Origin of the sequence: Arthrobacter sp. AQ5-05, from assembly GCF_003287975.1 — a bacterium.
Lineage (GTDB): Bacteria > Actinomycetota > Actinomycetes > Actinomycetales > Micrococcaceae > Paeniglutamicibacter.
In genome coordinates, this window is the sequence record NZ_QMKQ01000002.1 from 373,993 (window position 1) to 399,780 (window position 25,788).

Below are 25,788 nucleotides of genomic sequence, written 5' to 3' on the forward strand. Positions count from 1 at the left end.
CATATCCCCAAAAACACCCTTTGTGAAAGTCTTCACTAATACCCCGAGGGGTGGCAAAGACCACTCTTCGGACCGCCTCGTCAGGAGCCTTCGCCGGATTCCGGAAGCTCGTCGAAGATGTCCTTGCGACCGGTGCGGTCACCCAGTTTCAACGCCGAAACCGGTGCGCTCTTGGTCGATTCGGCGATGGCAACCCGGCGCTTGGTGCGCGTGTAGTGCAGGGTCCCGCCCAGCATGGTCAGCAGCAGCAACCCGCCGAAGCCCAGCACCAGCAACGGCGGCAGGAATCCGGAGCCGCCGCTCGGCGGCAACGGGGCGGGAGCGGCGATGGGCTTGATGTCGGACTTCTCCGTGGAGATGCCCGGGTCCTCGGTGGGACCTGCATTGACCTGCGCGCCGCGGCGATGCACCCGGATCCATTCGGTGATGGTGTTCATCGGGTTGGCCTCGACCTGGGGGACCTCGGCGGTGAGCGCCGCATGGGCATCGAGGATGCCGTGGCCGTAGAGGTTGTCGACGCCGGGCTTGCCCGCGTCGCGCGCGGTCGCCAGGATCCGGTTGATGACCTGCGGGGCCTTCATGTCCGGGTACTTGGAACGGATCATCGCCGCCACCCCGGCAACCAGGGGGGCTGCGCCGGAGGTCCCTGACCAATCCGCGTACCCACCGCCGGGCAGCCCGCCGACCAGCGGGTCTGCCGGGGCGGCCACGCCGATGCTGATGCCCTCTGTGGAGGAATCGACGCTGGCCTTGCCCTTGCGGTCGATGCCGGCCACGGTGAGCACCCCGGGGATCGTGGCCGGGGCCCCGACCTGCGCCATGCCGCCGGCACGGTTCCCGGCCGCCGCGACAATGACCACGTCCTTGTCCTCGGCGTACTTGAACGCGGTGTCCCAGCTTGGCGGCCAATCCGGCTGGGTGGAGCCCAGCGAGATGTTGATGACCTTCGCCCCGTGGTCCACGGCCCACTTCACGGCCGCTGGCACCTGGTCCTCGACGGAAATCCCGGCGGGATTCTCCGTGCCCATCCACAGCGAAAGCGAGAGCAGATTGGCCTCCGGGGCCACGCCCAGCATGCCGTCGGGCCCGGCTGCGGGCTTCGGGATCTCGATCGGCTCGGGTTTCGGGGGCGGATCCTCTTTGGCTTCCTTGGCGGAGGCGACGGCCCGTTCATAGGCGATCTTCTGTGCTTCGGCATCCGCCTTGGCTGCGGCGATCGCCGCGCCGTTGTTTCCGCGCCCGGCCAGCAGCGTGGCCACCAGGGTCCCGTGCTCCGGCAGCGTGCCCAGCGGCTTGGAGCCGTCCGGGATGCCGGCGCCGGAGATGTCCTTGCCCCCGGTGACCACCCCGAGCAGGTCCGGGTGCGAGGTGTCGATGCCCGTGTCAATGACCGCGACGGTGACCCCGGCACCCTTGGAGACTTCCCAGGCCTTGGTGATGCCGGAGGACTTGAGCCACCATTCCCCGTCGCGGGCCGGATCGGCGTGTGCCGCGGGGGCCACGGCCAGTGCGGCCGTGAGGCCAAGCACCAGGGTCAGTGCCGTGGCGGCGATGCGGCGCAGTCGTTGGCTCAAGTGTTCTCCTAGCGTGGGGCGTGGGGGACGTATTGGGGTATCGGGCTGCGGTGTTTAGTTCCCCGAGCCAAGTCCCAGGGCGATTCCGTCCAGAATATCGTGCTCCGAGGCCGTCGCGGTGGTGATCCTGCCCGCGCTTGCACCGGCGACCCGTTCCAGGATGCACCCGTAGATCAGCGCACCGGCCGCAATCACATCCACCCTCCCGGGGTGCATGTAGCCAAGTGAGGCGCGGGTTTCGCGGTCCGATCCAAGCATGAACGCAATGGCGGATTCGAGCTTGTCGATGCCCGGTTCGGCCCCGTGGATGAGGCTCGAGTCATAGTGATCCAGTCCCAGCGCGGCGGCGGTGAGCGTGGTGATGGTTCCGGCCACCCCCACGATGCGGTCCACCGTGGAAAAGTCGACGGTTTCCTGGACCTCGTCGAGCACCGCGTTGACCTGTGCGCGTGCAGCGGCAATGGTCTCAGCTGTAGGCATGTCGTGGCGCCAGAAGCGCTCGGTGAGCCTGACGCAGCCCATGTCCATGGACCGCGAGGCCACCGGCCCGTTCGCATCCCCCAGCACGAACTCGGTCGATCCCCCGCCCAGGTCGATCACCAGGATGCGGGTTCCCGGTGCGGCCGGTGCAACGGAGGTCGCCCCGGCAAAGGACAGCGCCGCCTCGGTGTCCCCGGGCACGACCTCCGGGTCCACGCCCAGGCGCGTGCGGACCCCGGCGACGAACTCGTCGCGGTTGGACGCATCGCGGGTGGCCGAGGTGGCCACGAAGCGGATGCGGGTGGCCCCGTGCTCGCGGATCATCGCGGCGTACTCGTCGATCGCGGCGAAGGTGCGTTCCAGTGCCTCGTGCGCGAATTCGCCGGTGGCGTCCACGTCCTGGCCCAGGCGCACCACGCGCATCTGGCGCAGCACATCCTCCAATGCCGGGCCCGCCGGGGTCTGGCGGGTGTCGGCGATGAGCAGGCGGATGGAGTTGGTGCCGCAGTCGATCGCGGCGACGCGACTCACGCGGTGGGCGCTTCGGTCGAACCGGCGGCCGGGTCGTTGGCCGCGGCCTCGCGGGCGGCGCGCGCAGCTGCCCGCTGGGCCTGCTTGATGGCCGGGTCCACGGACTGGGTCTTCACGTGGCGCGAGCGGTCCTGGCTGGGGGCTTGGCCTTCGGTGTCCCAGGCCCCTGCGCAATAGCACTTGTCCTTGGTCCACCACTCGGCAATGGCCTCCAGCGCGCGGTCGCCCAGCGGGTTCACGCCCGTGCCGGCGGCCAGCGAGTGGCCCACCAGCACGTGCAGGCACTTCACGCGGGTGGGCATGCCACCGGCGGAGACCCCCGCGATTTCCGGGACGGCCCCGGTGCCCGAGCGCTCGCCAATGGCGTCGCGCACGGCCAGGTATTGATCGTGGGCGCGCGTATAGGCGGCGGCCAGCCCGGCATCCTGGCCCAGCTCGGCGTTCATCTCATTCATCAACCCGGCGGCCTCGAGGCGCGAGACCGCGGCGGTGATCACCGGGTGCGTCAGGTAGTAGGTGGTCGGGAACGGGATCCCGGAGGAGAGCCTCGGTGCGGTGGTGGCCACCAGCGGGTTCCCGCAGACGCAGCGGGCGCCGATCTCCACCACGTCGCGCACCGGGCGGTTCAGTTGGCGGGACAGGGTCTCCAGGTCCGCGGCGCTGGGCACCCGGGCGGCAGCATCGAGTGCTTCGTGGTTTTGGTTCGCGGCGTCCACGGTTGGGAGCATCTCCTCGCGTTGGTGTGTCATGAAAAAGGTGTGTGTGCGGCCGTGCGGCTCAGTCGGTGGCGGCGCGCTGCGCCGAGTCGAAGAGCGCATCGACCCAGGGCAGGTCGGTGCGGACTTCCTTGGGGCTCTGGTTGGGCTCGCCGGGTGCTGTTTCCTCGGGCCGGGTGCCGAGGACCATGTAGTTGCGCTCCCCCGGCATGACCAAGTTTATCCGGTCGCGGGCCTGCTGCTTGATGTACAGCGGATCGTCCCAGCGGGCGATCTGGTCCTTGAGCGCCTCCTGCTCGGCCTGCTTGGCGGCAATCGAGGTGCGCAGCGCGGCAATCTCGTCGCGCTGGCGCGCATAGGTGCCGATGCTGGGCACCAGCAGCACCGCGAAGACCGACAGCGCAATGCTCAACGCCAGCAGGCGGCCGGAAAAGCTGCGCGCCGGAATGGGCTTCTTGGGCCCCGCGGGACCCTTGCGGGGTTCGGGCGGGGCGGCCTGGCCGTCCTTGCGCACGGCACCGGAGAGCAGGTTCCTGTCCTCGATGCGCCGCTGCGAGGCGCTGGCCTTGGCCTTGGGTTTTGCGGCGGGCTTGGAAGCGGGCTTGGGGCCGGTCCGCGGCTTCGGGGCCGTCTTGGATGCGGCGGGCTTCGGGGGAGCCGGAGCGGGCTTGCCCGCGGCGGTCACCCGGCCCAGCGGGACGACCTTGGGACGCGGGGCGGCAGCCGCCGGCTTGGGCGCCGTCCCTGCCTGGCGGGGTTCTTCGCGGTACGGGCGCGGGCGCTTTGGCGGTGCCTCGGAGGCATCGGCCTCGGGGCCCGGGGCCTGCCGCGGGTCGCTGTCGGCCCCGCGTGCCGGGCCCTTGGCCGAGGTCCCGGAGCGCGGCATGGGAGGACGTCGCGTGGCCATCGTGCTCCTTTGCCCTCTCGGTCCGGAGCCCTTTTCACATGGCCCCGGGTTCTTCGTCGTCTCAAGCTTTCGGGGGTTAACACAAAAACTCGTGGGGGAACCAAGAATAGTTCCCCCACGAGCCTACGTGTAATTACGGCTGGTTATGCACCGAAACGCGGGAAGGCTCCGGCACCGGCGTAAACCGCCGCGTCGCCGAGTTCTTCCTCGATGCGCAGCAGCTGGTTGTACTTCGCAACGCGCTCCGAGCGGGCCGGGGCACCGGTCTTGATCTGCCCTGCATTGGTGGCAACGCAGATGTCGGCGATGGTGGTGTCCTCGGTCTCGCCCGAGCGGTGCGAGGTGATCGTGGAGTAGCCGGCGCGCTGGGCCATCGAGATGGCATCCAGGGTCTCGGTCAGGGTGCCGATCTGGTTGACCTTCACCAGCAGCGAGTTGGCGGTGCCGGTCTCGATGCCGCGGGCCAGGCGCTCCGGGTTGGTGACGAACAAATCGTCGCCCACCAGCTGGACCTTGTCGCCGATGGCGTCGGTGAGGGTCTTCCAGCCTTCCCAGTCGTCCTCGTCCAGCGGGTCCTCGATGGACACCAGCGGGAAGTCGGCGACCAGCTGTGCGTAGTAGTCGCTCATTTCCTGGGCGGTGATCGACTTGCCTTCGAACTGGTAGGTGCCGTTCTCGAAGAACTCGGAGGAGGCAACGTCCAGGGCCAGGGCAATGTCGGTACCCGGGGTGTAACCGGAGCGGGTGATGGCCTCGGTGATCAGCTCGAGGGCCGCACGGTTCGAGGGCAGGTTCGGGGCGAAGCCGCCCTCGTCGCCCAGGCCGGTGGACAGGCCCTTTTCCTTGAGCACGGACTTGAGGTTGTGGTAGACCTCGACGCCCCAGCGCAGGCCCTCGGAGAAGGTCGATGCGCCGATCGGTGCGATCATGAACTCCTGGATGTCCACATCGGAGTCGGCGTGCGAGCCGCCGTTGAGGATGTTCATCAGCGGAACCGGCAGCACGTGGGCGTTCGGGCCGCCCAGGTACTTGTACAGCGGCAGGTTCGAGGACTCGGCCGCGGCGTTGGCCACGGCGAGCGAGACACCCAGGATGGCGTTGGCGCCCAGCTTGGACTTGTTGGACGTGCCGTCCAGGTCGATCATCGCGGCATCGAGTGCGCGCTGGTCGGTGGCGTCCATTCCCTCGACGGCGGCACCGATGTCATCGATGACGGCGTTGACGGCGCCAAGGACACCCTTGCCCTGGTAACGCTTGGGATCTTCGTCGCGGCGCTCTGCTGCTTCGAAGGCACCGGTGGAGGCGCCGGATGGAACCGCTGCGCGGCCCATCGAGCCGTCGGAGAGCAGGACCTCGACCTCAACGGTTGGGTTGCCGCGCGAATCGAGGATCTCGCGGGCGTGGATGGCTTCAATCAATGCCATGGGAAGGTACTCCTTCAAGGTGTGGATGTTGGTCGAACGTGTTCTGCATGATGCAGGCGCCGTTGCCTGCCCCTAGCCTAGCTTGGGCGAGAGCCAGTTCACGAAGTTGTGTCTGGCGTTTCGCCCTCCGCCAATGCAATGCGTTGCTGCACGACATTGCGCAGGGCTCGTTCGGCGTCGAGACCCCGGGATCGGGCCGCGTCGCACAGGGCGAGCAGCTGCTCGCCCAGTTCCTGTTCGTTCCCCGGAACGCCGAGGTGCAGCGAATCGGGTGGAGCGACGGAATCCTGGATTGTCTCTGCGCCCGCGCCAGGCGCGGCACCGGCATCGGTGATCGCCGCGTGCCTCTCGGTGCGGGAGAGGAAGGTTTGGGCATAGAGCAGGGCCGGCAGGTTTTTGGGCATGCCCGCGGTCGCCGACTCGTTCAGCGGCTTCTCGGCGCGCTTGGCACGGTCCCAGGACTCGATGATCTCGGCGATCGAGTCGGGGAAGCTGTCCTTGAGGCTGCCGTCGGGGTGGAAGATGTGGGTGTTGCGGCGCACCATCTTCGCGCCCAGGACCGCGGCGATGGAATCGAAGTCGAAGGACCGGCGCTCGGCGCCGATCGAGGCGTGCAGCACCACCTGCAGCAGGATGTCGCCGAGCTCGGCTTCCAGCTCGGCATCCGGTGCGTGGGTCTCGATGGCCTCGGTGAGCTCGTAGGACTCCTCGAGCAGGTACCGGACCAGGGATTCGTGGGTCAGCGCAGCGGTCCAGGCGCAATGGGCGCGCAGCCGGGAAATGATCTCGACGAGGCGGTCGACCTGCTCACTCACTGGTGGTTCTCTCCCCGTTGGTGCGAAGGGGTTGTGCGCGCGCCGTTGCCAAGAGCAGCTGGCTGGATGCATAACCCGTGGGCGTCGTTGCCCGCGTCCAACACTATCGGACACCGGTCGCGCCGGGCCGGCGGGCCGGATCCGATCTCGGTCACATCCCGCGGTGGATGCCCGGGCTTTTGCCTCTCGATGTGCAATCCCCATCATCGACTTCCTGCCGCGCCGGCCCTTCGGCGGCCGGGTCGATTCGGTGCTTTCCCGGACGGGCAGGGGGCCTTAAACACCGGGGCCGGTGCACCGGTGCCCCAAGACGGGCACAGATGCACCGGCGGCCGGTGCCGGGGAGGCGGAAGATCCGCTCCGCCGGGGAGGCGGACGGCTGGTTAGTCGTCGTCCTCGTCGTCGAAGTCCTCGAACTCGTCGTCGCCGTTCTGCGCATCGGACATCTGCTCGTAGGCCTCGTTGATGAAGTCCACCAGTGCCTCGCGTTCCTCCAGCGGGAGGAAGGCTGCCTCGGCTGCGTTCAGCGTGAGGTCCAGCAGGTCCTCGAGGTCGTAGTCGAAGGCCTCGACCAGCAGCTCGAACTCGTCCGAGATGGTGGTGCCGCTCATCAGCCGGTTGTCCGGGGAGATGGTGACGTTGAAGCCGGTCTGCACCAAAAGGTCCACCGGGTGCGACTCGATGCCGTCGCCGAATGCGGCGGTGGCTCCGGTCTGCAGGTTGGAGGACGGGCAGATCTCCAGGGCGATGCCGCGGTCGCGAACCCAGTTGGCGACCGGACCCAAGTTGACCAGGCCGGTGTCCTCGCCGACCTCCTCGCCGTCGTCGTCGAGCCCGCCGAACTGGATCTCGATGTCCTCGGCGATGCGCACGCCGTGGCCCAGGCGCTGGGCCCGGCCGGTGATCAGCGCGTCGCGGATGGAGTCAAGGCCCGCGGCCTCCCCTGCGTGCACGGTGGTGGGGAAGAAGTTCTCGGCCAGCAGGTCGAAGGCCTCCTTCATGCGCGAGGGCGGGAAACCGTCCTCGGCGCCGGCGATGTCGAAGCCCACGACACCGCGGGAGCGGTGGCGCAGGGCCAGCTCGGCGATCTCCACGCCGCGGTCGGCCTGGCGCATGGCGGTGACCAGCTGGCCGACCTGGATCGGGGTGCCGGCCTCGGTCAGCCGCTCGCTGGCTTCCTCGAGTCCTGCCTGCACGGCCTCGACGGCGTCGTCCAGGGACAGGCCTTCGCGCTGGTGCTGCTCGGGCGCCCAGCGCACCTCGGCGTAGACCACGCCGTCGGCGACCAGGTCCTCGACGAATTCGCCGGCGACTCGCTTGAGCGCGTCCTTGGTCTGCATCACGGCGATGGTGTGTTCAAAGGTTTCCAGGTAGCGCTCGAGCGAACCGGAGTCGGCCGAGGCCCGGAACCAGGCGCCCAGTTCCTCGGCGTTGGTGCTGGGGAGCTCGTGGCCCGCGGCGGCGGCCAGCTCGACGATGGTTTGCGGGCGCAATCCCCCGTCGAGGTGGTCATGCAGCGAGACCTTGGGAAGGGCCTTGAAGTCGAAGGAAGGGTCATAGGCAATGTGGATCATCTCGTCAGTCACCCGCCCAGCCTAGCGGGGCCCGGCGGCTTCCAACAGTGGATCGAGGTGGTGTTGGGTCAAATGTTCACGCAACGCCCACCGGGTGTTCAGTTGCCGTCCGAGGCCATTGCTTCGGGCTCGGGGTCCTGCCCGGGAACCCGCACCGGGCGCTGTGCCTCCACGCCGCGGCGGTCCCCGGCGGCGTCCGGGTTTTCGTGTTGTGTGCCGCGGCGGCCCAGCCGGACCAGGACGGCGTGCGAAAGCTTGTCGATCAGGTAGCCCATGACGATGGCCAGGCCCACGGAAAGCCCGATGCCCAGCAGCTGGTTGTCGTGGAACCAGGCCCCGGCCACCACGCCGATGGCCACCGAATAGCTGGCCCAGGTCAGGCAGCCGGCAACGTCCAGCAGGGTGAAGCGCCGGTGCGAAAAGCCCGTGGCCCCGGAGCTCAGGTTCACCACGACCCGGCCGATGGGAACGTAGCGGGCCGTGAAGATCAGCATGGCCCCGCGCACGTTCAGCTCGCGCCGGGCAAAGGCAAAGAGCTTTTGGGTGCGCGGACGGCGCATCCAGCCAAAGCGTTCGGTGCCGATGCGCCGTCCCAGCAGGTAGGCCATCTGGTCCCCGGCGATCGCACCGGCCGCGCCGGCGAGGATCAGCAGGTAGACGTTGGGGATCCCGGTGCTGGCCGCCACGACACCCAGTGCCACCAGCAGCGTCTCGGACGGAAGGACGGGCAGGAAGCCGTCGATGAAGCAAAAGAGGCAAACGACCGGCAGAATCCACCACGCGTTTGCAGCGTGCACGATGGCTTCGTTGATCAGATCCACTAGGAAACCGTCTTTCGATTATTTGGTGCGGACCTCGTCAAGTACCCCAAGGAAGAACGTGTCTTGAATCCAGGCTCCGCGTGGTTCCCATTCTCCCGCATGTTGCACGACGCGCGCATCATTCCGCAGGCTGAATCGCGCCGCGTTGCACCTGGTCCTTTCGGACCAGGTGCGACGCGGGACCCGGGCGGGGCCGCGGCGGAGTGCCGGTGGGCCCCACGGGGCGTCAGGAAGCGGTGATGCGCTCGTGGATCAGCACCATGTCCGGACGGCTTCCGGCCGGGGCAATGGTGGCGGCCTGCTCGAGGATTTCCCGGGCCCGGTCGAAGCGTTCGGGGGTGTCGGTGAGCATGGTGGCCAGCGGGGCCCCGCGGCGCACCAGGTCCCCGGGCTTGGCGTGCAGGCGCACGCCGGCACCGGCCTGCACCGGGTCCTGCCGGCGGGCGCGTCCGGCGCCCAGGCGCCAGGCGGCAACACCCACGTCCATGGCATCCAGGGAGGTCAGCACCCCGTCGGCCTGCGCGTAGATGGTCTCGGATTCCTTGGCCACCGGCAAGGCCGCGTCGTTGTCCCCGCCCTGGGCGGCGATCATCGCCCGCCATTTGTCCATGGCCCGCCCGTCCTTCAGGGCGGCGGCAACATCCACGTCCGTGACGCCGGCACCGGCGAGCATCTCGGTGGCCAGCGCGATCGTCAGTTCCACGACGTCGGCCGGTCCCCCGCCGGCAAGCACCTCGATGGATTCCTCCACCTCGATGGCGTTGCCGGCGGTGAGCCCCAGCGGGGTGTCCATGTTGGTCAGCAGCGCCACGGTGTGCACCCCGGCGTCGGTTCCCAGGTTCACCATGGTGCTCGCCAGTTCCCGGGCGTCTTCCAGGGTCTTCATGAATGCCCCGGAGCCGACCTTCACATCGAGGACCAGCGCGCCGGTGCCCTCGGCGATCTTCTTGCTCATGATCGAGGAGGCGATCAGCGGGATGGCCTCGACGGTGCCCGTGACATCGCGCAGCGCGTAGAGCTTCTTGTCCGCCGGGGCCAGGGAGGCTCCGGCGGCACAGATGACGGCGCCGACCTCGGAGAGCTGGCGCATCATTTCGGCGTTGGTCAAATCCGCACGCCAGCCGGCGATGGCCTCGAGCTTGTCCAGGGTGCCGCCGGTGTGCCCCAGTCCGCGGCCCGAGAGCTGCGGGACGGCCACGCCGAAGACCGCGACCAGCGGGGCCAGCGGCAGGGTGATCTTGTCCCCCACCCCGCCGGTGGAATGCTTGTCGGTGGTGGCCAGGGCCAGCCCGGCCGGAGTGCGCAGCGTGGAGAAGTCCATGCGGTCGCCCGAGTTGATCATGGCGGTGGTCCAGCGGGAGATTTCCGCCCGGTCCATGCCGTTGAGCAGGATCGCCATGTTCAGCGCCGCCATCTGTTCCTCGGCGATCACCCCGCGGGTGTAGGCGTCGATGGTCCAGTCGATCTGCTCGCCCGACAGCGTGCCGCGGTCGCGTTTGATGCGGATGATGTCAACGGCGTCAAAGTTCTCGGTGCTCATGAATGCTCCCTTGTCTGAAAACCTTGCCCCGCCCACCGTCAAGGGGCGGGCGGGGCAAGTGGTTTAGAGGTTGTGCGGCCCGAATGCGTCGGGCAGCACCTGGTCCATGGTTTGGATGCCGTGCGGTGTCATCAGCACCATGGCGGAGCCGCGGTGCTCGGAAAGCAGCTGCCGGCAGCGCCCGCAGGGCATCAGCGCCCTCCCGGAGGAATCCACGCAATAGAAGGCGTGCAGCTTCCCGCCGCCGGTGGCGAAGAGCTCGCCGACCATGTTGCATTCGGCGCACAGCGTCACCCCGTAGGCGGCGTTTTCCACGTTGCAGCCCGAGACGATCCGTCCGTCCTCGGTCAGCGCCGCGGCGCCGACCTTGAACTTCGAGTACGGCGCATAGGCCCGTTCCATGGCCGCGACCGCCGTGCGCCGCAGCGTTTCCCACTCGGGCTCGCCAACCTGCGGAAGGGCTAGGTGCGAATCATTCATGGCCGTTTCCTTCCCTAGCCCTTGACGTACGGTTCGCCGTCGGCGGCAGGTGCCCGGGACTTGCCGACCAACCCGGCCACGGCAAAGACCGTGACGACGTAGGGCAGCATCGCCATGAACTGGCTGGGCACCGGGGTTCCGATGATGGTGAGGATCGACTGCAGGTTGTCGGCGAAGCCGAAGAGCAGTGCGGCGAAGAAGGCGCCGATCGGGTTCCAGCGACCGAAGATCACCGCGGCCAGGGCGATGAAGCCGCGGCCGCCGGAGATTTCCTTGGTGAACGAGTCGATGGCGACCAGGGTGAAGAACGAACCGCCGATGCCGGCGATGGCCCCGCCGAGGACGACGTTGACGAAGCGGGTGGTGTTGACCTTGATGCCCAGGGTGTCGGCGGCCTTGGGGTGCTCGCCCACGGCGCGCACGCGCAGCCCCCAGCGGGTCTTGAACAGCCCGATCCACACCGCGGCAACCGCGATGTACATCAGGTAGCCCACGATGGACTGGCGGAAGAGGATCGGGCCGATGATCGGGATGGCCGAGAGCCCCGGGATGTCGATGACCGGCAGGCGGCCCGGGGAGTTGTAGAGCTCCGGGTCTTCCTGCATCACGGTGGTGAACAGGAATCCGGTGATGCCCGAGACCAGCACGTTGAGCACCACGCCGACGATGATCTGGTTGACCACGTACTTGATGGAGAAGATCGCCAGCACCACGGAGACCAGGGCACCTGCCACGGCTGCGGCAAGCAGGCCCAGCATCGGGCTTCCGGTGACCGAGGCGATGATCGCGGCGCTGAACGCGCCGCCCAGCAGCTGGCCCTCGATGGCGATGTTGACCACGCCGGCACGCTCGCACAGCACCCCGGAGAGGGAGCCGAAGACCAGCGGGACCGCCAGGGTGACCGAGCCGGCAATCAGGCCGGCCAGGGAGATCTGCGGGGTGCGGGCCCCGGAGACGACCCAGACCAGGAACGCGAAGATGAACAACGCGGCAAAGACCATGGGCACCCAGCCCGGGGTCGGGCGGTGCTCGCGGGCCAGGAAGATCGAGTAGCCGGCCAGCACGCACATCCCCAGGCCCAGCACGATTCCGGTGGCGATGCCCGGGACCACCAGGTCGGGCAGGGTGAAGACGTCGCCGCCGGTGGAGATCCCGAAGGTCGCACTCTGCTCGGATCCGGCGAAGCCGAAGAACACCAGTGAGAGCAGCCCGATCACCGAGAGCATGATCGGGGTCTTCCAGCTCACCGGGGCGAGCGGCCGGAGCTTGGCGGGCAGGGTTGGGGCCGGCGCGCTCATGCGCCACCTCCTTGGCTGGCAGGTGCAGCGGGCGCGGGTGCCGCGTGCTTGGGGGTCTTCGGGGGCTTGTTCTTGGACTTGCGGTTCAGCCCGAACATGGCACGCACCAAGGGAGGCGCGGCAATGAAGAGCACGATCAGCGACTGGACGACCAGCACGATGTCGATGGGGGTTCCGGTGGAGATCTGCATGGTCACCGCACCGGCGCGGAAGGCGCCAAAGAGCAGGCCGGCAAAGAAGGTGCCCCACGGGGTGGAGCGGCCCAGCAGGGCCACGGTGATCGCGTCGAAGCCCAGCGATGCGGCGATGCCGGCGGTGAGCACCTGTTCGGTGCCCGCCACCTGGGCCACGCCCGCGGCCCCGGCCAGCGCACCGGCGATGGCCATGACCAGGATGGTGGAGCGGGCCACGTTGACGCCCGCGGTGCGTGCGGCTGCCGGGTTGGCGCCCACGGCGCGGAACTCGAAGCCGATGGTGGAGCGGTTCAGGATCCAGGCCACCAGGATGGTCAAGCCGATTGCCATCACGAAGCCCAGGTGCAGGCGGGAGCCCGGCAACGCCGGGAAGACCGCGCTGGGATCCAGGATCGGGGAGATCGGGTTGGTCTCCCCCGGGCGCTGGAACGCCTTGGTGTTCAAGAGGAAGTCAAGGAAGTACAGGGCCACGTAGTTGAACATGATCGTGAGGATGACCTCGTGGGCGCCGGTGCGGGCCTTGAGCAGGCCCACCAGTCCGCCCCAGACGGCGCCGCCGATCACGCCCATGAAGATGACCACCAGCAGGTGGAGGCCGAAGGGCAGGTGCCAGGCGAACCCGGCGTAGGCGGCCATGATGGAGCCGATGATGATCTGCCCCTGGGCACCGATGTTGAACAGCCCGGCGCGGAAGGCCAGGGCGACGCCCAGGCCGGCGCAGATCAGCGGGGTGGAGACCGTCAGGGTTTCCAGGAACGGCGCGAAGCCCTGCCTGGAGTTGTAGATCGAGCCCTGGAAGAGCGAAACGTAGGAGTCGGTCCCGGCCGCCCACAGCGCGGAGAAGAAATCCGAGGGGCGGGAGAAGAGGTAGCCGGCGGTCGTGGCGACCTTGGCGTCGGTGGCGGCGATCAGCAGCCCGCCGAGCACCAGGGCGACGAACACGGCCAGCACCGAGACGAGCCCGGGGCCCTGGGTGATCTTCACCCAGATGCCGTGCTGCTGCTCGTTGATGGTGTTGGCGTGGGTCGGCGGCGGTGCGCCGGGGGAAAGTTCGCTCGGGCTCACGCGAAGTCTCCTTCCATATCGTCGGGGTTGTCCTGCTGGGAGACTTCGGCCTCGCTCGGCGAGACGCCGGCCATCATCAGGCCCAGCACGTCGCGCGGGGTGTCGGCGCCCACGATGCCGATCAGCCGGCCCTTGTAGAGCACCGCGATGCGGTCCGCCAGCTGCAGGACCTCGTCGAGTTCGGTGGACACGATCATCACCGGGGTGCCGCCGTCGCGTTCCTCGACGATGCGCCGGTGCAGGAACTCGATGGAGCCCACGTCCACGCCGCGGGTGGGCTGGGAAGCGATGAACAGGCGCAGCGGGCGGGAAAGCTCGCGGGCCATCACGACCTTTTGCTGGTTGCCGCCCGAGAGCGAGGAGGCGAGGTTCTCGGCCGAGGGGGTGCGCACGTCGAATTCGGCGACCCGGGACTCGGCGTTCTTCTTGACCTCGGCCGGGCGCATGGAGATGCCCTTGGCGAAAGGTGCCTTGTCGTAGAGGTCAAGGACGAGGTTCTCGGCAATGGTGAATTCCGGGACGAGTCCGTCGACGGTGCGGTCCTCGGGCACGAACCCGATCCCGGAGCCGAGCACCTGCTTGACGCTGCGGCCCAGCAGTTCCTTGCCCTCGAGGGTGATGGAGCCGGTGACCCGGTCCTGGATGCCCAGGATCGCCTCGGTGAGCTCGGTCTGCCCGTTGCCCTGGACCCCCGCGATGGCCAGGATCTCTCCGCGGTGGATCTCGAAGCTCAAGTCGTCCACCACGCGTTGGCCGGTGGAGGAGATGACCGAAAGGTTCTTGACCTTGAAGGTCGCCTCGCCGGGGTTCGCCGGTTCCTTGTCCATGGTGAGCTTGACCTCGCGGCCGACCATCATGGAGGCAAGTTCGGTGGTTTCGGCCTCGGGCGGGGCGTCCCCCACGACGCGGCCGCGGCGGATCACGGTGATGACGTCGGAGACGGCCTTGACCTCGCGCAGCTTGTGGGAGATGAAGACGATGGAGGTGCCGTTGGACTTGAGCTGGCGCATGATGTCCAGCAGTTCGTCGGTTTCCTGCGGGGTGAGCACGGCGGTGGGCTCGTCGAGGATCAGCACCTCGGCGTTGCGCACCAGTGCCTTGATGATTTCCACGCGCTGCTGCACGCCCACCGGAAGGTCCTCGACAACGGCGTCGGGATCGACGTCGAACCCGTACTTGTCGGAAATTTCGCGGATCTTCTTCCGGGTGACCTCGAGGTCGAGGATGCCGCCGGCCTTGGTGGCCTCGGCGCCCAGGGCGACGTTTTCGGCCACGGTGAAGACCGGGACCAGCATGAAGTGCTGGTGCACCATGCCGATGCCTGCGGCCATGGCGTCGCCGGGACCGCGGAAGACCACCGGCTTGCCGTCGACGAGGATGCGTCCGGCCGTGGGTTCGTAGAGGCCATAGAGCACGTTCATCAGCGTTGACTTGCCGGCTCCGTTTTCGCCGAGCAGGCAGTGGATCTGCCCTGCTTCGACGACGAGGTCGATGTCCTCATTGGCGTAGAACGATCCAAACGCCTTTGAGATTCCTTGGAGTTCGAGTTTCACGACACCACCATTCTTGGTTGTCAGATACCGGTTCGCCGCCCTGGCGGGCGTTGAACCGTTGTGCCCGAGCCGGCTGGTTCCCAGACTATGCAGGCCAAAGGCGCACCGCCAGCCCCGCGCCCCGGTTCCGTGGAAGGAATCGGGGCGCCGGGCCGGCAGCGCGCCGGTTGGTGCCTGGTCCGCGGACCCGCCGAAGCGGCTGCTAGGACTTGGGGCTGGACTGGGATTCGACCTTGATCGAACCGTCGATGATCCCTGCCTTCAGGGCGTCGAGCTCGGCCTTGGTCTCGGCGGAGACCTTCGAGTCGAAGTCGTGGAACGGTGCCAGGGCGACACCGGTGTTTTCCAGCGTGCCGACGTAGGCGGTGGCGTCGAACTTGCCGCCCTTGTCCTCGGTGACAACCTTGTCCACGGCGGTGTCCATGGTCTTGATGACCGAGGTCAGCATGATGTCCTTGTAGTCCGGGGCGGTGAGGAATCCGTCGGAGTCGACCCACACCAGAGAGGCGGACTTGCCTGCGGCGTTGGCAGCCTTGACGGCTGCCCCGGCACCCTTGCCGACCGGTCCGGCCACGGGCATGATGACGTCGGCGCCCTGGTCCAGGAAGTTCTTGGTGACCTGCTTGCCCTTGTCCTGCTTCTCGAAGTCGCCGGTGAAGGTGCCGTCCTGCTTGGTCTTGTCCCAGCCCAGCAGCTTCACGTTCTTGGACTTGTCGGCGTTGTACTTGTCCACGCCGTCGGCGAAGCCGTCCATGAAGATGGTCACGGTCGGGATCTTGATGCCGCCGAAGGTGGCGACGGTGCCGGTCTTCGACTGGGCTGCCGCGGCGTAGCCGGCCAGGTATGCGGCCTGGGCCGTGTCATAGATGATCGGCTTGATGTTCTTGATCGGCTCCGCGTACTCGAAGTCGACGATCGCGAAGTGCTTGTCCGGGTTGGCGGCAGCGGCGGCCTTGGTGGCGTCGCCGAGCAGGAAGCCCACGGTGACGGTGAGGTTGCAGTCCGCTGCCATCATGCCGTTGAGGTTGGTGGCGAAGTCGGAGTTGGCCTTGGACTCGGCGCTCTTGGGGGTGAAGCCCAGTTCCTTGCCGGCGTTGGTCAGGCCGCGGAAGGAGGATTCGTTGAAGGACTGGTCATCGAATCCGCCGGAGTCGGAAACGATGCACGCCAGGTAGTCCGAGGCGCCGGCCGAGCCGCTCGGGCCGGCCTCGGGGGCCGCGCCGCAGCCGGAAAGAACGAGTGCAGAAATGCCGAGCATGGCTGCGGCCATGCCGGTCTTGCGCGAGATGGTGCGCATGAGGGTTTCCTCCATTGAGTTACGAGCTACAAGTACCGTGGCCTCGAAACCCCCAGGAAACCCTGTCGATTCCGCGCCCGCGATTAAGGGGTGCACTGCCGCTAGCCACCTGTGGTGCCAGCGTGAAACCGGGGGCCCAAGCACCCGCTGCGCATCGCTTGCGCGGCGCCGGGGCGTTCGGAAGGGTCGGCTTCACATCCACATAGCCTAACTTGTAAAACGCTTGACGCGGGAAGGAAAATGTTACAACCAGATAACTCTGCGCGTGTTGGCTAGTCGTCCTCGCCGGCCCTGAGTTGGGCAATGGCCCGGATGGCAGCGGCGGCCATGACCGTCACGCCGACCTCGATGGCCGATTCGTCGGGGATGTAGTCCCCGCGATGCAGGTCGTAGTCCTCCCCGCCGGGGGTGCGGGTGCCCAGGCGCATCATGGCCCCGGGGACCTTGTTGGTCATCCAGGCGAAGTCCTCCCCGCCCATGGACTGCGGGGTCAGCACGATCGCAGCCGAACCGATCTCGGAACGGGCCGAGTCCTCGATGAGATCGGTTTCCTCTTCGGTGTTGATCACCGGGGGCACCCCGCGGATGTGCTCGAGCTTGACCTCGACCCCGTAGGGGCTGGCGACCTGGCGGACGACCTCGTCGAGCAGGTCCCCGGCGCCTTCCCAGGCCTCGCCGTCCAGGCAGCGCATGGTGCCGGCCAGGTAGCCGGTGGCCGGGATCGCGTTCGGCGCGCTGCCGGCGTGGATCTGGCCCCAGACCACCGAGACCGCCGAGCGCACGTCGATGCGCCGTCCCAGCACGGCCGGGACGTTGGTGGCGATCTGGCTCATCGCGAAGACCAGGTCCTCGGTCAGGTGCGGGCGGGAGGTGTGCCCGCCGCGGCCCAGCAGCTCGATCTTGATGGTGTCGGAGGCCGAGGTGATCGCCCCGATGCGGGTGCCGATCTTCCCGGCGTCGATGCGCGGTTCGCAGTGCAGGGCCAGGATGCGCGGGACCTCGTCCAGGACGCCCGCGGCAATCACGGCCAGCGCTCCCCCGGGCATCTTTTCCTCGGCGGGCTGGAAAATCACCCGGATGCGTGCGCCCAGCGGGGATTCGTCGTCGATGTCCTTGAGCACCTTGGCGACCCCGAGCATCACGGTGGTGTGGATGTCGTGGCCGCAGGAGTGCGCAACCCCGTCCACGACCGAGGCGTAGTCCAGGCCGGTTTCCTCCAGGATCGGCAGCGCGTCGATGTCGGCGCGCAGGCCCAGGGCGATCGGGCCGGCGCCGATGTCGACGTAGGCTCCGGTCTCTTCCAGCGCGACCGGGTCCAGGCCGGCGTCGCGCAGCCGCGCGAGGATGCGTTCGGTGGTCTGGTATTCCACGAACGAGAGCTCCGGGTTGGCATGGACCTCGCGGCGGAATTCCACCAGCTCGCCAACCAGGGGCTTGACCCATGGCTTGACGGAGGGCAATTTCAGGTCTTGATTCATACTCGTGCGCACCTGACCGACAATACGCGTTGGGACCTGCCCTTGTGCAGTCCGCTTCCAATTGTTGCCCTGTGCACCTTGGCGACCCTCCACTTCTTGACAAAGACCAAGGGGCCCGGTGCCCGCGGCGCGCCTTCAAAGCACGCCGCCGGCACCGGGCCCCTGTCCAAAGGATCCGGCTAGGCGTCTTCCTTGATCAGCTCGGCGCAACGCTCGCCGATCATCATCACCGTGATATTCGGGTTCACCGACACCAGCGCCGGCATCACCGACGCGTCGGCCACGCGCAGCCCCGAGACGCCCTTGACCCGCAGCTGCGGATCCAGCGGCGACATCTCATCGTGTGCCGCCCCCATGCGCACCGACCCGGCCGGGTGGTACACGGTGTTGTGGGTGCGGCTGATGTAGTCCGCGATCTGCTCGTCGGACTGCACGTCCTCGCCCGGGTAGAGCTCCACCCCGGCCCACGGCGCCATGGCCGGCTGCGAGACGATCTCGCGGGCCTTGCGGATCCCGGCGATCATGACGGCCATGTCGTGGCCCTGCGCATCGGTGAAGTAGCGCGGATCGACCCTGGGCTTGTCGCGGAAGTCGCGGCTGCGCAACCGCACCGTGCCGCGGGACTTGGCCCGGGTCACGTTGGGGGTCAGGCAGAAGGCGTTCTCCGCGCTCGGGTAGCCCTGGCGCAGCGTGTGCATGTCGAAGGGCACCGAGCCGTAGTGCATCATCAGATCCGGGCGGTCCAGCCCTTCGACGGTGTTGGAGAAGATCCCGATCTCCCACCACTGGGTGGATTCGGTGACCATGGGCTTGAGGGCCTCCCACTGGATCACGCCCTCGGGGTGGTCCTGCAGGTTCGAGCCCACGCCCGGGGAATCGGCCAGCACCTCGATGCCGTGCTCGGCCAGGTGCTGCGCCGGCCCGATGCCCGAGAGCATCAACAGCTTGGGCGTATCGATCGCACCGGCCGAGACGACGACCTCGCGGCGTGCGGCCAGGTGGCTGGTGCGGCCGAACCCGCCATCGACCACGAACACGCCCGTGCACTTCTTGGACCCGTCGAAGGACAGCTTGCTGGCCCGCAGCCCGGTGAGCAGCGTGAAGTTCTTCCGCTGCGCGATCGGGTGGATGTAGGAGACCGAGGAGGAGGACCGGGTGCCGTCTTCCAACCTGTTGATCTGGAAGAAGTTCGCCCCGTTGACGACCGTGGCATTGTTGTTGAACCTCGCCCGCGGGATCCCGGCCTGTTCGCAGGCATCGAGCACTGCCACGCCGCACGGGTCCTTCGGCGGCACGTTCATCAGCTTCACCGGGCCGGAGTCCCCGTGGTGCGGGGCATCGGCCCCGGCATTCTCGTTGGTTTCCAGCTGCTTGTAGAGGCGGAAACCCATCTGCGCGTTCCAGCCGGTCGCGCCGTGCTCCTTCTCCCAGGCGTCCAGGTCCTCGGCCGGGGCCCAGAACGCGATGCAGGAGTTGTGGCTCGAGCACCCGCCCATGACCTTGGCCCGGGAGTGGCGCATGAACGAGTTGCCGTTCTCCTGCTCCTCGATCGGGTAGTCCCAGTCGTAGCCGGATTCCAGCAGTTCCATCCAGCGGTCCAGCTGCAGCACCTCGGCAATGCCCCGGTCATCCGGGCCGGCCTCGACCAGGGCGACGGTGACGGCAGGGTCCTCGGACAGCCGGGCCGCGACGGCGGCGCCGGCGGAACCACCGCCGACGATGATGTAGTCGAATTCGGTGTCCTGCGTTGATGCGTTCTCAATGCCCACGTTTAGCTTCTCCAATTCCAATCAGTGCCTTTCCCTATGCCTTGACGGCAAACCAACCGGTGACCGACGGGTCGAGGTTCTGGTAGATGTGCTTTGCTTCCTGGTACTCGGCCAGGCCCGTGGGGCCCAGCTCGCGGCCCACACCGGAGGCGCCGAAGCCGCCCCATTCGGCCTGCGGCAGGTACGGGTGGAAGTCGTTGATCCACACGGTGCCGTGGCGCAGGGCCCCGGCCACGCGCTGGGCCCGCCCGGCATCCCGGGTCCACACGGCCCCGGCCAACCCGTAGTCGGTGTCGTTGCCGATGGCCACGGCCTGGTCCTCCGTGGTGAAGGTTTCCACGGTGATGGTCGGCCCGAAGGCCTCGTCCTGGGCCACGGACATGTTTCCGGTGACCCGGTCCAGCACGGTGGGCAGGTAGAAGTGCCCGGCCTCCAGGTTGGTTCCGTCTTGGTTGGTGGCCTTCCGGCCGCCGCAGCGCAGGCGCGCGCCCTCGGCGATGCCGGCCTGCACGTAGGCGTCGACCTTGGCCAGGTGCGCCGCGGAGATCAGCGGGCCGGTCTCGGCGGATTCGTCAAAGGGACCGCCCAGGCGGATGTCCTTGGCGCGGCGCACCAGCTCATCGACGAAGGCCTCGGCAATGGATTCCTCCACCACCAGCCGGGCCCCGGCGGAGCAGACCTGCCCGGAGTGCACGAAGGCGCCGTTGAGGGCATTGTCCACCGCGGCGTTGAAGTCGGCGTCGGCGAAGATGACGTTGGGGTTCTTCCCGCCCAGTTCCAGGGCGACCTTCTTCACGGTGCCTGCCGCCGCGGCGGCGATGACCCGCCCGGTGGCCAGTCCCCCGGTGAAGGAGACCATGTCCACGTCGCGGTGCGTGGACAGGGCCGGGCCCACCGCGGCCCCCGCCCCGGTGACCAGGTTGGCCACCCCGGCGGGCAGTCCCAGCTCCGCTAGCACGTCCATCATCAGGATGGAGGTGGAGGGGGTGAGCTCGGCGGGCTTGAGGATGAAGGAGCAGCCGGCCGCCAGGGCCGGGGCGATCTTCCAGGCCGCCTGCAGCAGCGGGTAGTTCCACGGGGTGATCATGGAGACCACGCCGACCGGTTCGTAGACGATCCGCGAGACCACGTTGGGGTCCCCGGCATCCACCACGCGCCCGGCTTCCTGCCCGGAGAGCTTGCCGAAGTAGCTGAAGCTGTCGGCGATGGCCTCGATGTCCAGGCGCGCCTCGTACATGCGCTTGCCGGTGTCCAATGCCTCGGCGCGCGCAAACTCCTCCTGGCGCTCCAGCAGCCGGGCGGCGACCCGCAGCAGGAAGTCCCCGCGTGCGGGGGCCGGGACCGAGGTCCACACGCCGGAGTCGAAGGAGGCGCGGGCCGCGGCGATGGCGCGCTCGGAGTCGACGCCCGTCCCCTCGGAGACCGTGGCCACGTGCTCGCCGGTGCCCGGGCAGGTGATCTCCCGGGTGCCGCCGGCCGCGGCCGGGGCCCAGGCCCCGTTGATGTAGATGCTGGTGCCCGGGCCGAACCCGTTGGCGCCCGGTGCTGGATCGTTGATGGCCTGGCTCATGCGTTTTCCTCTTCCTTCGCCGCGCCCGCATCGGGCCCGCTCTTGATCACGGGAATCATCCCGGTGTCGAAGTCGCTGTCCCAATCTGTCTTGGGCAGCGTGGTCTCGGCGATCTGGCTCAGACCGTCGGTGTTTGCCTGCGCACGCAGGAACGACAGGTGCACCTCGTACTGGTCAAGCACATCGGAGATGATCTGCTCGCGGGTGCAGCCCATGAGGTCGTATCCGTGGGAGCCCTCCTGGGAGAAGACCTCCATGCGGTAGTACTTCTCCCCCGTGGAGGAGTCACGCGCATAGGAGGGCACATTGAGCGCGACCGGATACACCTGGTACTTGAACGGGCGTTCTGTCCCGTGCGGGACCACCAGGTCCACGGACTTGATGCCCAGCTGGCCCACCGGGGCGATGTGCAGTTCCCCGACGACCCCGGAGCGGGCGAACTCGTTGTTCACTTCCTCCAGCGCCGGGGTCACGATCTCCTCCATGAAGCGCTGGGCAGCACGCTGGCCGGGGTAGGCCATGGTGCGGGCCAGTCGCTGGCGCCAGCCGCGCCGGTGGTCGATCCCGGTCGATCCGGTGCGCGAACCCAGCACGGTGTGCAGGGAGTTCTTGTAGCTTCCGGCCAGGGCGCGCTCCACGCGCAGCGCCTTGTAGAGCCCCAGCATGATGAACACCAGCACCACGGAGAACGGCAGGCCCATGATCACCGTGGCGTTTTGCAGGGTGGGCACCCCGCCGACCAGCAGCATCGCCAGGGTCAGCAGCCCGGTGGCCAGCGACCAGAAGACGCGCACCCACTTGGGGCCGTCGGATTCGGCGTCCTTGAGGTGCGAGGTGAAGTTGGCCATCACCAGGGCGCCGGAGTCGGCGCTGGTGACGTAGAAGAGCAGCCCGGTGAAGGTGGCGACGGCCGCGACCAGCGGGACGGCCGGGTATTGCTCGAGCAGCGAGTAGAAGGCCCGCTCGGGCTGGTTCATCGCGACGTCGCCGAACTCCGTGTTGCCTCCCGTGACCAGGGCCAGGGCGCTGTTGCCGAAGATGGAGATCCACAGCAGGATGAACGCGAACGGGACCACCAGCACGCCGGTGACGAACTGGCGGATGGTGCGCCCGCGGGAGATGCGGGCCAGGAACAGTCCGACGAACGGGGCCCAGGCGATCCACCAGGCCCAGAAGAACAGGGTCCAGCCATTGAGCCAGTCATCGGGGCGGTCGTAGGCCATGGTGTCCAGGGCCATGCCCGGGAAGCGCGAGAGCGTGTCCCCGATGTTCAGGATGATCCCGTCGAGCAGGAAGCGGGTCTTGCCGGCGAAGAGCACGAAGAGCATCAGGGCGACGCACAGGATCACGTTGAGTTCCGAGAGCCGGCGGATGCCCTTTTCCACGCCGGTGAGCACCGAGATGGTGGCCATGACCACGGCGATGGCGATCAGCGCGATCTGCACCGATTTGCCCTCGGGGATGCCGAACATGAAGTTCAGCCCGAAGTTCAGCTGGGCCACCCCGATGCCCAGCGAGGTGGCGATGCCGAAGATGGTGCCGAGCACCGCGGCGATGTCCACGCCGTGGCCCAACGGGCCGTGGATGCGCTTGCCCAGGATCGGGTAGAGCGCCGAGCGGATCGACAGCGGCAGGTTGTGGCGGTAGGCGAAGTAGCCCAGGGCCAGGCCGATCAGGGCGTAGAGCCCCCAGCCGAGGATGCCGTAGTGGAACAGCGTCCAGGCCAGCGCCTGGCGGGCGGCTTCCACGCTGGAGCCCTCGCCGGTGGGCGGGGCCAGGAACTGGGCGACGGGTTCGGAGACCGAGAAGAACATCAAATCGATGCCGATCCCGGCGGCGAACAGCATGGCCGTCCAGGTGAAGAGGTTGAAGGTGGGGCGGGAGTGGTCCGGGCCCAGCCGGGTCTTGCCGACCTTGGAGACGGCGATGGAGATGACGAACACCAGCACGGCCACCACGACCAGCGAGTACCACCAGCCGAAGGTGGTTCCGACCCAGCCGACCACCGCGGTGATCACGGCGTCGGCACCTTCCTGGTCGATCATGGCCCAGAGGGTGAAGGCCAGGATCGTGGCGGCGGAGCCGAAGAACACGACCTTGTTGATGCGGTTGGGCCCCGCGTCGGGCGGGATTGCACTTTCCGTGTTGTTTATGGGTATAGCCGGGTCATCTGAATACTTGACGGCACTCATGATTCGAGAGCCTAGCAATGACTTGTGCGCGTGCAGCCGCCCGGGCGCGTCTATCACACGCCCCGGGGTGAGATTACCCACACGCTCGGCGGGTGGTTCGGCGGGTGGTTCGGAGCCGGTATCCCGGGGTATTCCGGGCACAAAAATGCCCCGCCGGGACCGGCCGGGAACCGCCTCGCTGGCGCGTTCGATTCCGGGCGTGTCCCTCTGGGCGGGGCATCGAAGTCCCGGCGGCTGCCGGGCCCAGAATTACAGGACGTCCACGACGCCTTCCTCCTTGAGCTTTTCCACGGTGGCCTTCACGGACTGCGCGTGCTCCTTGGTGGTGACCAGCAGCGCGTCGGGGGTGTCGACGACGACCACGTCGTGGATTCCTATCAGGGCGATCACGCGCTTGGAGTCGGTGACCACCACGCCGGTGGCGTTGTCCGAGTACACGCGGGGGTTGCCGCCCACCACGGTGACGCCGGTCTTTTCGCTGGCGGGGTTCAGCCGGCCAATGGCCGCGAAGTCCCCCACGTCGTCCCAGTTGAAGACGCCGGGGATCACTGCCACGTCGCCGGCCGCAGCGGCCGGCTCGGCCACGGCGTAGTCGATGGCGGTCTTGGGCAGGGTCGGCCAGATGCGGTTGATGGCCTGAACCCGGTCCCCGGTTTCCCAGGCCTGGGCGATTTCCATCAGGCCCGCGTAGAGCACCGGTTCGCTGCGCTGCAGGTGCTTGAGCATCAGGGCCACCGGGGCGACGAACATGCCGGCGTTCCAGAGGTAGCCGCCGTCGGCCAGGTAGCGGCGGGCCGTGTCCTCGTTCGGCTTCTCCACGAACTCGACGACGTCGCGTGCCGTGGGTGCCCCGGAGACCTGGAGCTTTTCCCCGGCCCTGATGTAGCCGAAGCCGGTGGATGGCGTGGTGGGGCGGATGCCGATGGTGACGATCTTTCCGGTGGCAGCCGTGCATATGGCCTCGCGGACCGATTCCTGGAAGACCTCGACCGGGACAATGACCTGGTCGGCGGCGAAGGAACCCATGATGGTCTCGGGATTGCGCAGGTAGAGGATGGCGGCGGCCAGGCCGATGGCGGCCGCCGAATCCTTGGGGTCCGGTTCCAGGACCAGGTTCAGGTCGCTGATTTCCGGCAGTTGGGCCAGCACCGCAGCGCGGTGGGCGCGCCCGGTGACCACCATGATGTTCTCACCGGCCAGCGGGATGAGCCGTTCGTAGGTGGCGCGAATCAGGGTCGATCCGGAGCCGGTCAGGTCGTGGAGGAATTTCGGGGCCGCGGCGCGCGAGAGCGGCCAGAGTCGGGTGCCGACACCACCTGCGGGGATGACCCCGTGGAATCGTGCCATGAGTTCAGCGTTCATCCGACTAAGGCTAGTTGATGAAGCTGGTGATTGCCGCGCCCCGAACAAATGGAATAGGTCACTGGAATATATTGTATTTCGAAAATAGTACCGGCATTCGGGCATTCCAACCTTTCCCCCGGTGACCCTACTCACAGGTCACGGTGAAACAATGGGCACCCCCGTCCAACGTGGTCTAAGATCGGGCAAAGGAACGCTCGCACCAAGGCGTCAATTTATTGTGTGGAAGATACACATGCGCCCTTGTGAGTCATGGAGGTTAATTCAGTGTCGAAGGCTTCGTCAGGCACCCTCTACCGCGGCCATGAAGGCATGTGGTCTTGGGTAGGGCATCGCGTAACAGGTGTCGTTATTTTCTTATTCCTTTTGGTCCACGTGCTCGACACGTCCCTGGTCCGGGTTTCCCCCGGCGCCTATGACGCGGTCATGTCCACCTACAAGAACCCGCTGATGGCACTGGGCGAAACCGCTCTGGTCGCCGCCATCGTCTTCCACGCATTCAATGGCCTGCGCCTGATCCTGGTGGACTTCTGGAAGTCGGGAACCAAGTACCACCGCCAGATGCTCTGGGGCGTTTTGGCACTGTGGGTCATCACCATGGTGGCATTCTCGATTCGCCACCTGTCTATCGCCTTTGGAGGTCACTAACCCATGTCGGCAGATATCGCTGCACCACGCAGCCAACGGCTCGACCCGAAGTATGTCCGCGCGCGCAAGTCCCGCGGCAGCTTTGAAATGATCGCATGGCTCTTCATGCGCCTGTCCGGCGTCGCGCTGATCGTGCTGATCTTCGGGCACCTCTTCGCCAACCTGATGCTCGGCGAAGGCATCACCGGCATCAACTTCGGCTTCGTCGCCGGCAAGTGGGCCGACCCGGTCTGGATGTTCTGGGATCTTGCAATGCTCTGGCTTGCCATGCTCCACGGCACCAACGGCGTGCGAACCATCATCAATGACTACGCCGAGAAGCCCGTCACCCGCGTGTGGCTCAAGGGCATCCTCTACGTCGCGACCATCGTCATTGTCGTCCTGGGCACCCTGGTGATCTTCACCTTCGATCCGTGCATCCCCGGCAGCACCCTTTCGGTCTGCCAGTAATCTTCGGTTCCCGTTCGCCGAAGTAGAGAATTCAAGAAAAGAGAGCATCA

21 protein-coding genes are annotated in these 25,788 nt (G+C 67.4%); 2 read left to right on the forward strand and 19 right to left on the reverse strand.

Features of this window, described 5'->3' with window-relative positions:
• Nucleotides 1-80: 80 nt before the first annotated feature.
• The 19 genes from DQ353_RS04235 to DQ353_RS04325 form a co-directional block, all read right to left on the reverse strand.
• On the reverse strand, nt 81-1,574 hold the full coding sequence (locus DQ353_RS04235; RefSeq protein ID WP_113761520.1) for a S8 family serine peptidase: 1,494 nt from the start codon (nt 1,572-1,574) through the stop codon (nt 81-83).
• Nucleotides 1,575-1,628: 54 nt separating this feature from the next.
• Complete coding sequence (locus tag DQ353_RS04240) at nt 1,629-2,585, reverse strand: Ppx/GppA phosphatase family protein (RefSeq protein ID WP_113761521.1); 957 nt, start codon at nt 2,583-2,585, stop codon at nt 1,629-1,631.
• Nucleotides 2,582-3,313: a DUF501 domain-containing protein gene (locus DQ353_RS04245; protein ID WP_113761522.1), complete on the reverse strand. Its 732-nt coding sequence runs from the start codon at nt 3,311-3,313 to the stop codon at nt 2,582-2,584. Before DQ353_RS04245 ends, DQ353_RS04240 begins: the two co-directional genes overlap by 4 nt.
• A 49-nt stretch (nt 3,314-3,362) precedes the next feature.
• Entirely contained in the window at nt 3,363-4,208 is an 846-nt protein-coding gene (locus DQ353_RS21970) for an FtsB family cell division protein (RefSeq protein WP_286166598.1), read from the reverse strand.
• A 143-nt stretch (nt 4,209-4,351) separates the two neighbouring features.
• Entirely contained in the window at nt 4,352-5,632 is a 1,281-nt protein-coding gene (gene eno, locus DQ353_RS04255; protein ID WP_113761523.1) for a phosphopyruvate hydratase, read from the reverse strand.
• 98 nt (nt 5,633-5,730) lie between these two features.
• Nucleotides 5,731-6,447, reverse strand: coding sequence for a MazG nucleotide pyrophosphohydrolase domain-containing protein (locus DQ353_RS04260; RefSeq protein ID WP_113761524.1), 717 nt, complete (start codon nt 6,445-6,447; stop codon nt 5,731-5,733).
• Between the two features lie 383 nt (nt 6,448-6,830).
• Nucleotides 6,831-8,021: an adenosine deaminase gene (locus DQ353_RS04265; RefSeq protein WP_113761592.1), complete on the reverse strand. Its 1,191-nt coding sequence runs from the start codon at nt 8,019-8,021 to the stop codon at nt 6,831-6,833.
• A 98-nt stretch (nt 8,022-8,119) separates the two neighbouring features.
• Nucleotides 8,120-8,842 (reverse strand): DedA family protein, encoded by a 723-nt coding sequence (locus tag DQ353_RS04270; protein WP_113761525.1) that lies wholly within the window; start codon nt 8,840-8,842, stop codon nt 8,120-8,122.
• 226 nt (nt 8,843-9,068) lie between these two features.
• The gene (locus DQ353_RS04275; protein WP_113761526.1) at nt 9,069-10,382 is read right to left on the reverse strand and encodes a thymidine phosphorylase; all 1,314 of its coding nucleotides are present in this window, start codon (nt 10,380-10,382) and stop codon (nt 9,069-9,071) included.
• 63 nt (nt 10,383-10,445) lie between these two features.
• Complete coding sequence (locus DQ353_RS04280; RefSeq protein ID WP_113761527.1) at nt 10,446-10,862, reverse strand: cytidine deaminase; 417 nt, start codon at nt 10,860-10,862, stop codon at nt 10,446-10,448.
• A 14-nt stretch (nt 10,863-10,876) separates the two neighbouring features.
• Nucleotides 10,877-12,160 carry an ABC transporter permease gene (locus tag DQ353_RS04285; RefSeq protein WP_113761528.1) on the reverse strand — a complete coding sequence of 428 codons (1,284 nt, stop codon included), beginning with the start codon at nt 12,158-12,160 and terminating at the stop codon, nt 10,877-10,879.
• Nucleotides 12,157-13,365, reverse strand: coding sequence for an ABC transporter permease (locus DQ353_RS04290; RefSeq protein ID WP_286166602.1), 1,209 nt, complete (start codon nt 13,363-13,365; stop codon nt 12,157-12,159). The genes DQ353_RS04285 and DQ353_RS04290 overlap by 4 nt, the downstream gene beginning before the upstream one ends.
• Before the next feature lie 50 nt (nt 13,366-13,415).
• Nucleotides 13,416-14,972 carry an ABC transporter ATP-binding protein gene (locus DQ353_RS04295; protein ID WP_113761530.1) on the reverse strand — a complete coding sequence of 519 codons (1,557 nt, stop codon included), beginning with the start codon at nt 14,970-14,972 and terminating at the stop codon, nt 13,416-13,418.
• A gap of 202 nt (nt 14,973-15,174) precedes the next feature.
• Nucleotides 15,175-16,269 (reverse strand): BMP family lipoprotein, encoded by a 1,095-nt coding sequence (locus DQ353_RS04300; RefSeq protein WP_113761531.1) that lies wholly within the window; start codon nt 16,267-16,269, stop codon nt 15,175-15,177.
• Between the two features lie 272 nt (nt 16,270-16,541).
• A complete protein-coding gene (locus DQ353_RS04305) occupies nt 16,542-17,747 on the reverse strand; it encodes an amidohydrolase (protein WP_113761532.1) in 1,206 nt (401 codons plus the stop codon).
• Between the two features lie 179 nt (nt 17,748-17,926).
• On the reverse strand, nt 17,927-19,531 hold the full coding sequence (locus DQ353_RS04310; RefSeq protein WP_502696374.1) for a GMC family oxidoreductase: 1,605 nt from the start codon (nt 19,529-19,531) through the stop codon (nt 17,927-17,929).
• Between the two features lie 19 nt (nt 19,532-19,550).
• Nucleotides 19,551-21,086 carry an aldehyde dehydrogenase family protein gene (locus DQ353_RS04315; protein WP_113761533.1) on the reverse strand — a complete coding sequence of 512 codons (1,536 nt, stop codon included), beginning with the start codon at nt 21,084-21,086 and terminating at the stop codon, nt 19,551-19,553.
• Nucleotides 21,083-23,278: a choline BCCT transporter BetT gene (betT, locus tag DQ353_RS04320; protein WP_113761534.1), complete on the reverse strand. Its 2,196-nt coding sequence runs from the start codon at nt 23,276-23,278 to the stop codon at nt 21,083-21,085. The genes DQ353_RS04315 and betT overlap by 4 nt, the downstream gene beginning before the upstream one ends.
• Before the next feature lie 249 nt (nt 23,279-23,527).
• Nucleotides 23,528-24,640, reverse strand: a complete 1,113-nt coding sequence (locus DQ353_RS04325) for a mannose-1-phosphate guanylyltransferase (RefSeq protein WP_113761535.1) — start codon at nt 24,638-24,640, stop codon at nt 23,528-23,530.
• 252 nt (nt 24,641-24,892) lie between these two features.
• Between DQ353_RS04325 and sdhC the strand changes: the two genes are divergently transcribed.
• Together sdhC and DQ353_RS04335 are read left to right on the forward strand one after the other, a co-directional pair.
• A complete protein-coding gene (gene sdhC, locus DQ353_RS04330) occupies nt 24,893-25,288 on the forward strand; it encodes a succinate dehydrogenase, cytochrome b556 subunit (RefSeq protein WP_083411388.1) in 396 nt (131 codons plus the stop codon).
• A 3-nt stretch (nt 25,289-25,291) separates the two neighbouring features.
• Complete coding sequence (locus DQ353_RS04335) at nt 25,292-25,738, forward strand: succinate dehydrogenase hydrophobic membrane anchor subunit (RefSeq protein WP_113761536.1); 447 nt, start codon at nt 25,292-25,294, stop codon at nt 25,736-25,738.
• Nucleotides 25,739-25,788 lie beyond the last annotated feature (50 nt).

Bases quoted from the DNA above. Each gene is read 5' to 3' on its own strand.
- DQ353_RS04245 (WP_113761522.1), bottom strand. From the start codon at position 3,313: ATGCTCCCAACCGTGGACGCCGCGAACCAAAACCACGAAGCACTCGAT.
- DQ353_RS21970 (WP_286166598.1), bottom strand. From the start codon at position 4,208: ATGGCCACGCGACGTCCTCCCATGCCGCGCTCCGGGACCTCGGCCAAG.
- eno (WP_113761523.1), bottom strand. From the start codon at position 5,632: ATGGCATTGATTGAAGCCATCCACGCCCGCGAGATCCTCGATTCGCGC.
- DQ353_RS04265 (WP_113761592.1), bottom strand. From the start codon at position 8,021: ATGATCCACATTGCCTATGACCCTTCCTTCGACTTCAAGGCCCTTCCC.
- DQ353_RS04275 (WP_113761526.1), bottom strand. From the start codon at position 10,382: ATGAGCACCGAGAACTTTGACGCCGTTGACATCATCCGCATCAAACGC.
- DQ353_RS04280 (WP_113761527.1), bottom strand. From the start codon at position 10,862: ATGAATGATTCGCACCTAGCCCTTCCGCAGGTTGGCGAGCCCGAGTGG.
- DQ353_RS04285 (WP_113761528.1), bottom strand. From the start codon at position 12,160: ATGAGCGCGCCGGCCCCAACCCTGCCCGCCAAGCTCCGGCCGCTCGCC.
- DQ353_RS04300 (WP_113761531.1), bottom strand. From the start codon at position 16,269: ATGCGCACCATCTCGCGCAAGACCGGCATGGCCGCAGCCATGCTCGGC.
- DQ353_RS04305 (WP_113761532.1), bottom strand. From the start codon at position 17,747: ATGAATCAAGACCTGAAATTGCCCTCCGTCAAGCCATGGGTCAAGCCC.
- DQ353_RS04315 (WP_113761533.1), bottom strand. From the start codon at position 21,086: ATGAGCCAGGCCATCAACGATCCAGCACCGGGCGCCAACGGGTTCGGC.
- betT (WP_113761534.1), bottom strand. From the start codon at position 23,278: ATGAGTGCCGTCAAGTATTCAGATGACCCGGCTATACCCATAAACAAC.
- DQ353_RS04325 (WP_113761535.1), bottom strand. From the start codon at position 24,640: ATGAACGCTGAACTCATGGCACGATTCCACGGGGTCATCCCCGCAGGT.
- sdhC (WP_083411388.1), top strand. From the start codon at position 24,893: ATGGAGGTTAATTCAGTGTCGAAGGCTTCGTCAGGCACCCTCTACCGC.
- DQ353_RS04335 (WP_113761536.1), top strand. From the start codon at position 25,292: ATGTCGGCAGATATCGCTGCACCACGCAGCCAACGGCTCGACCCGAAG.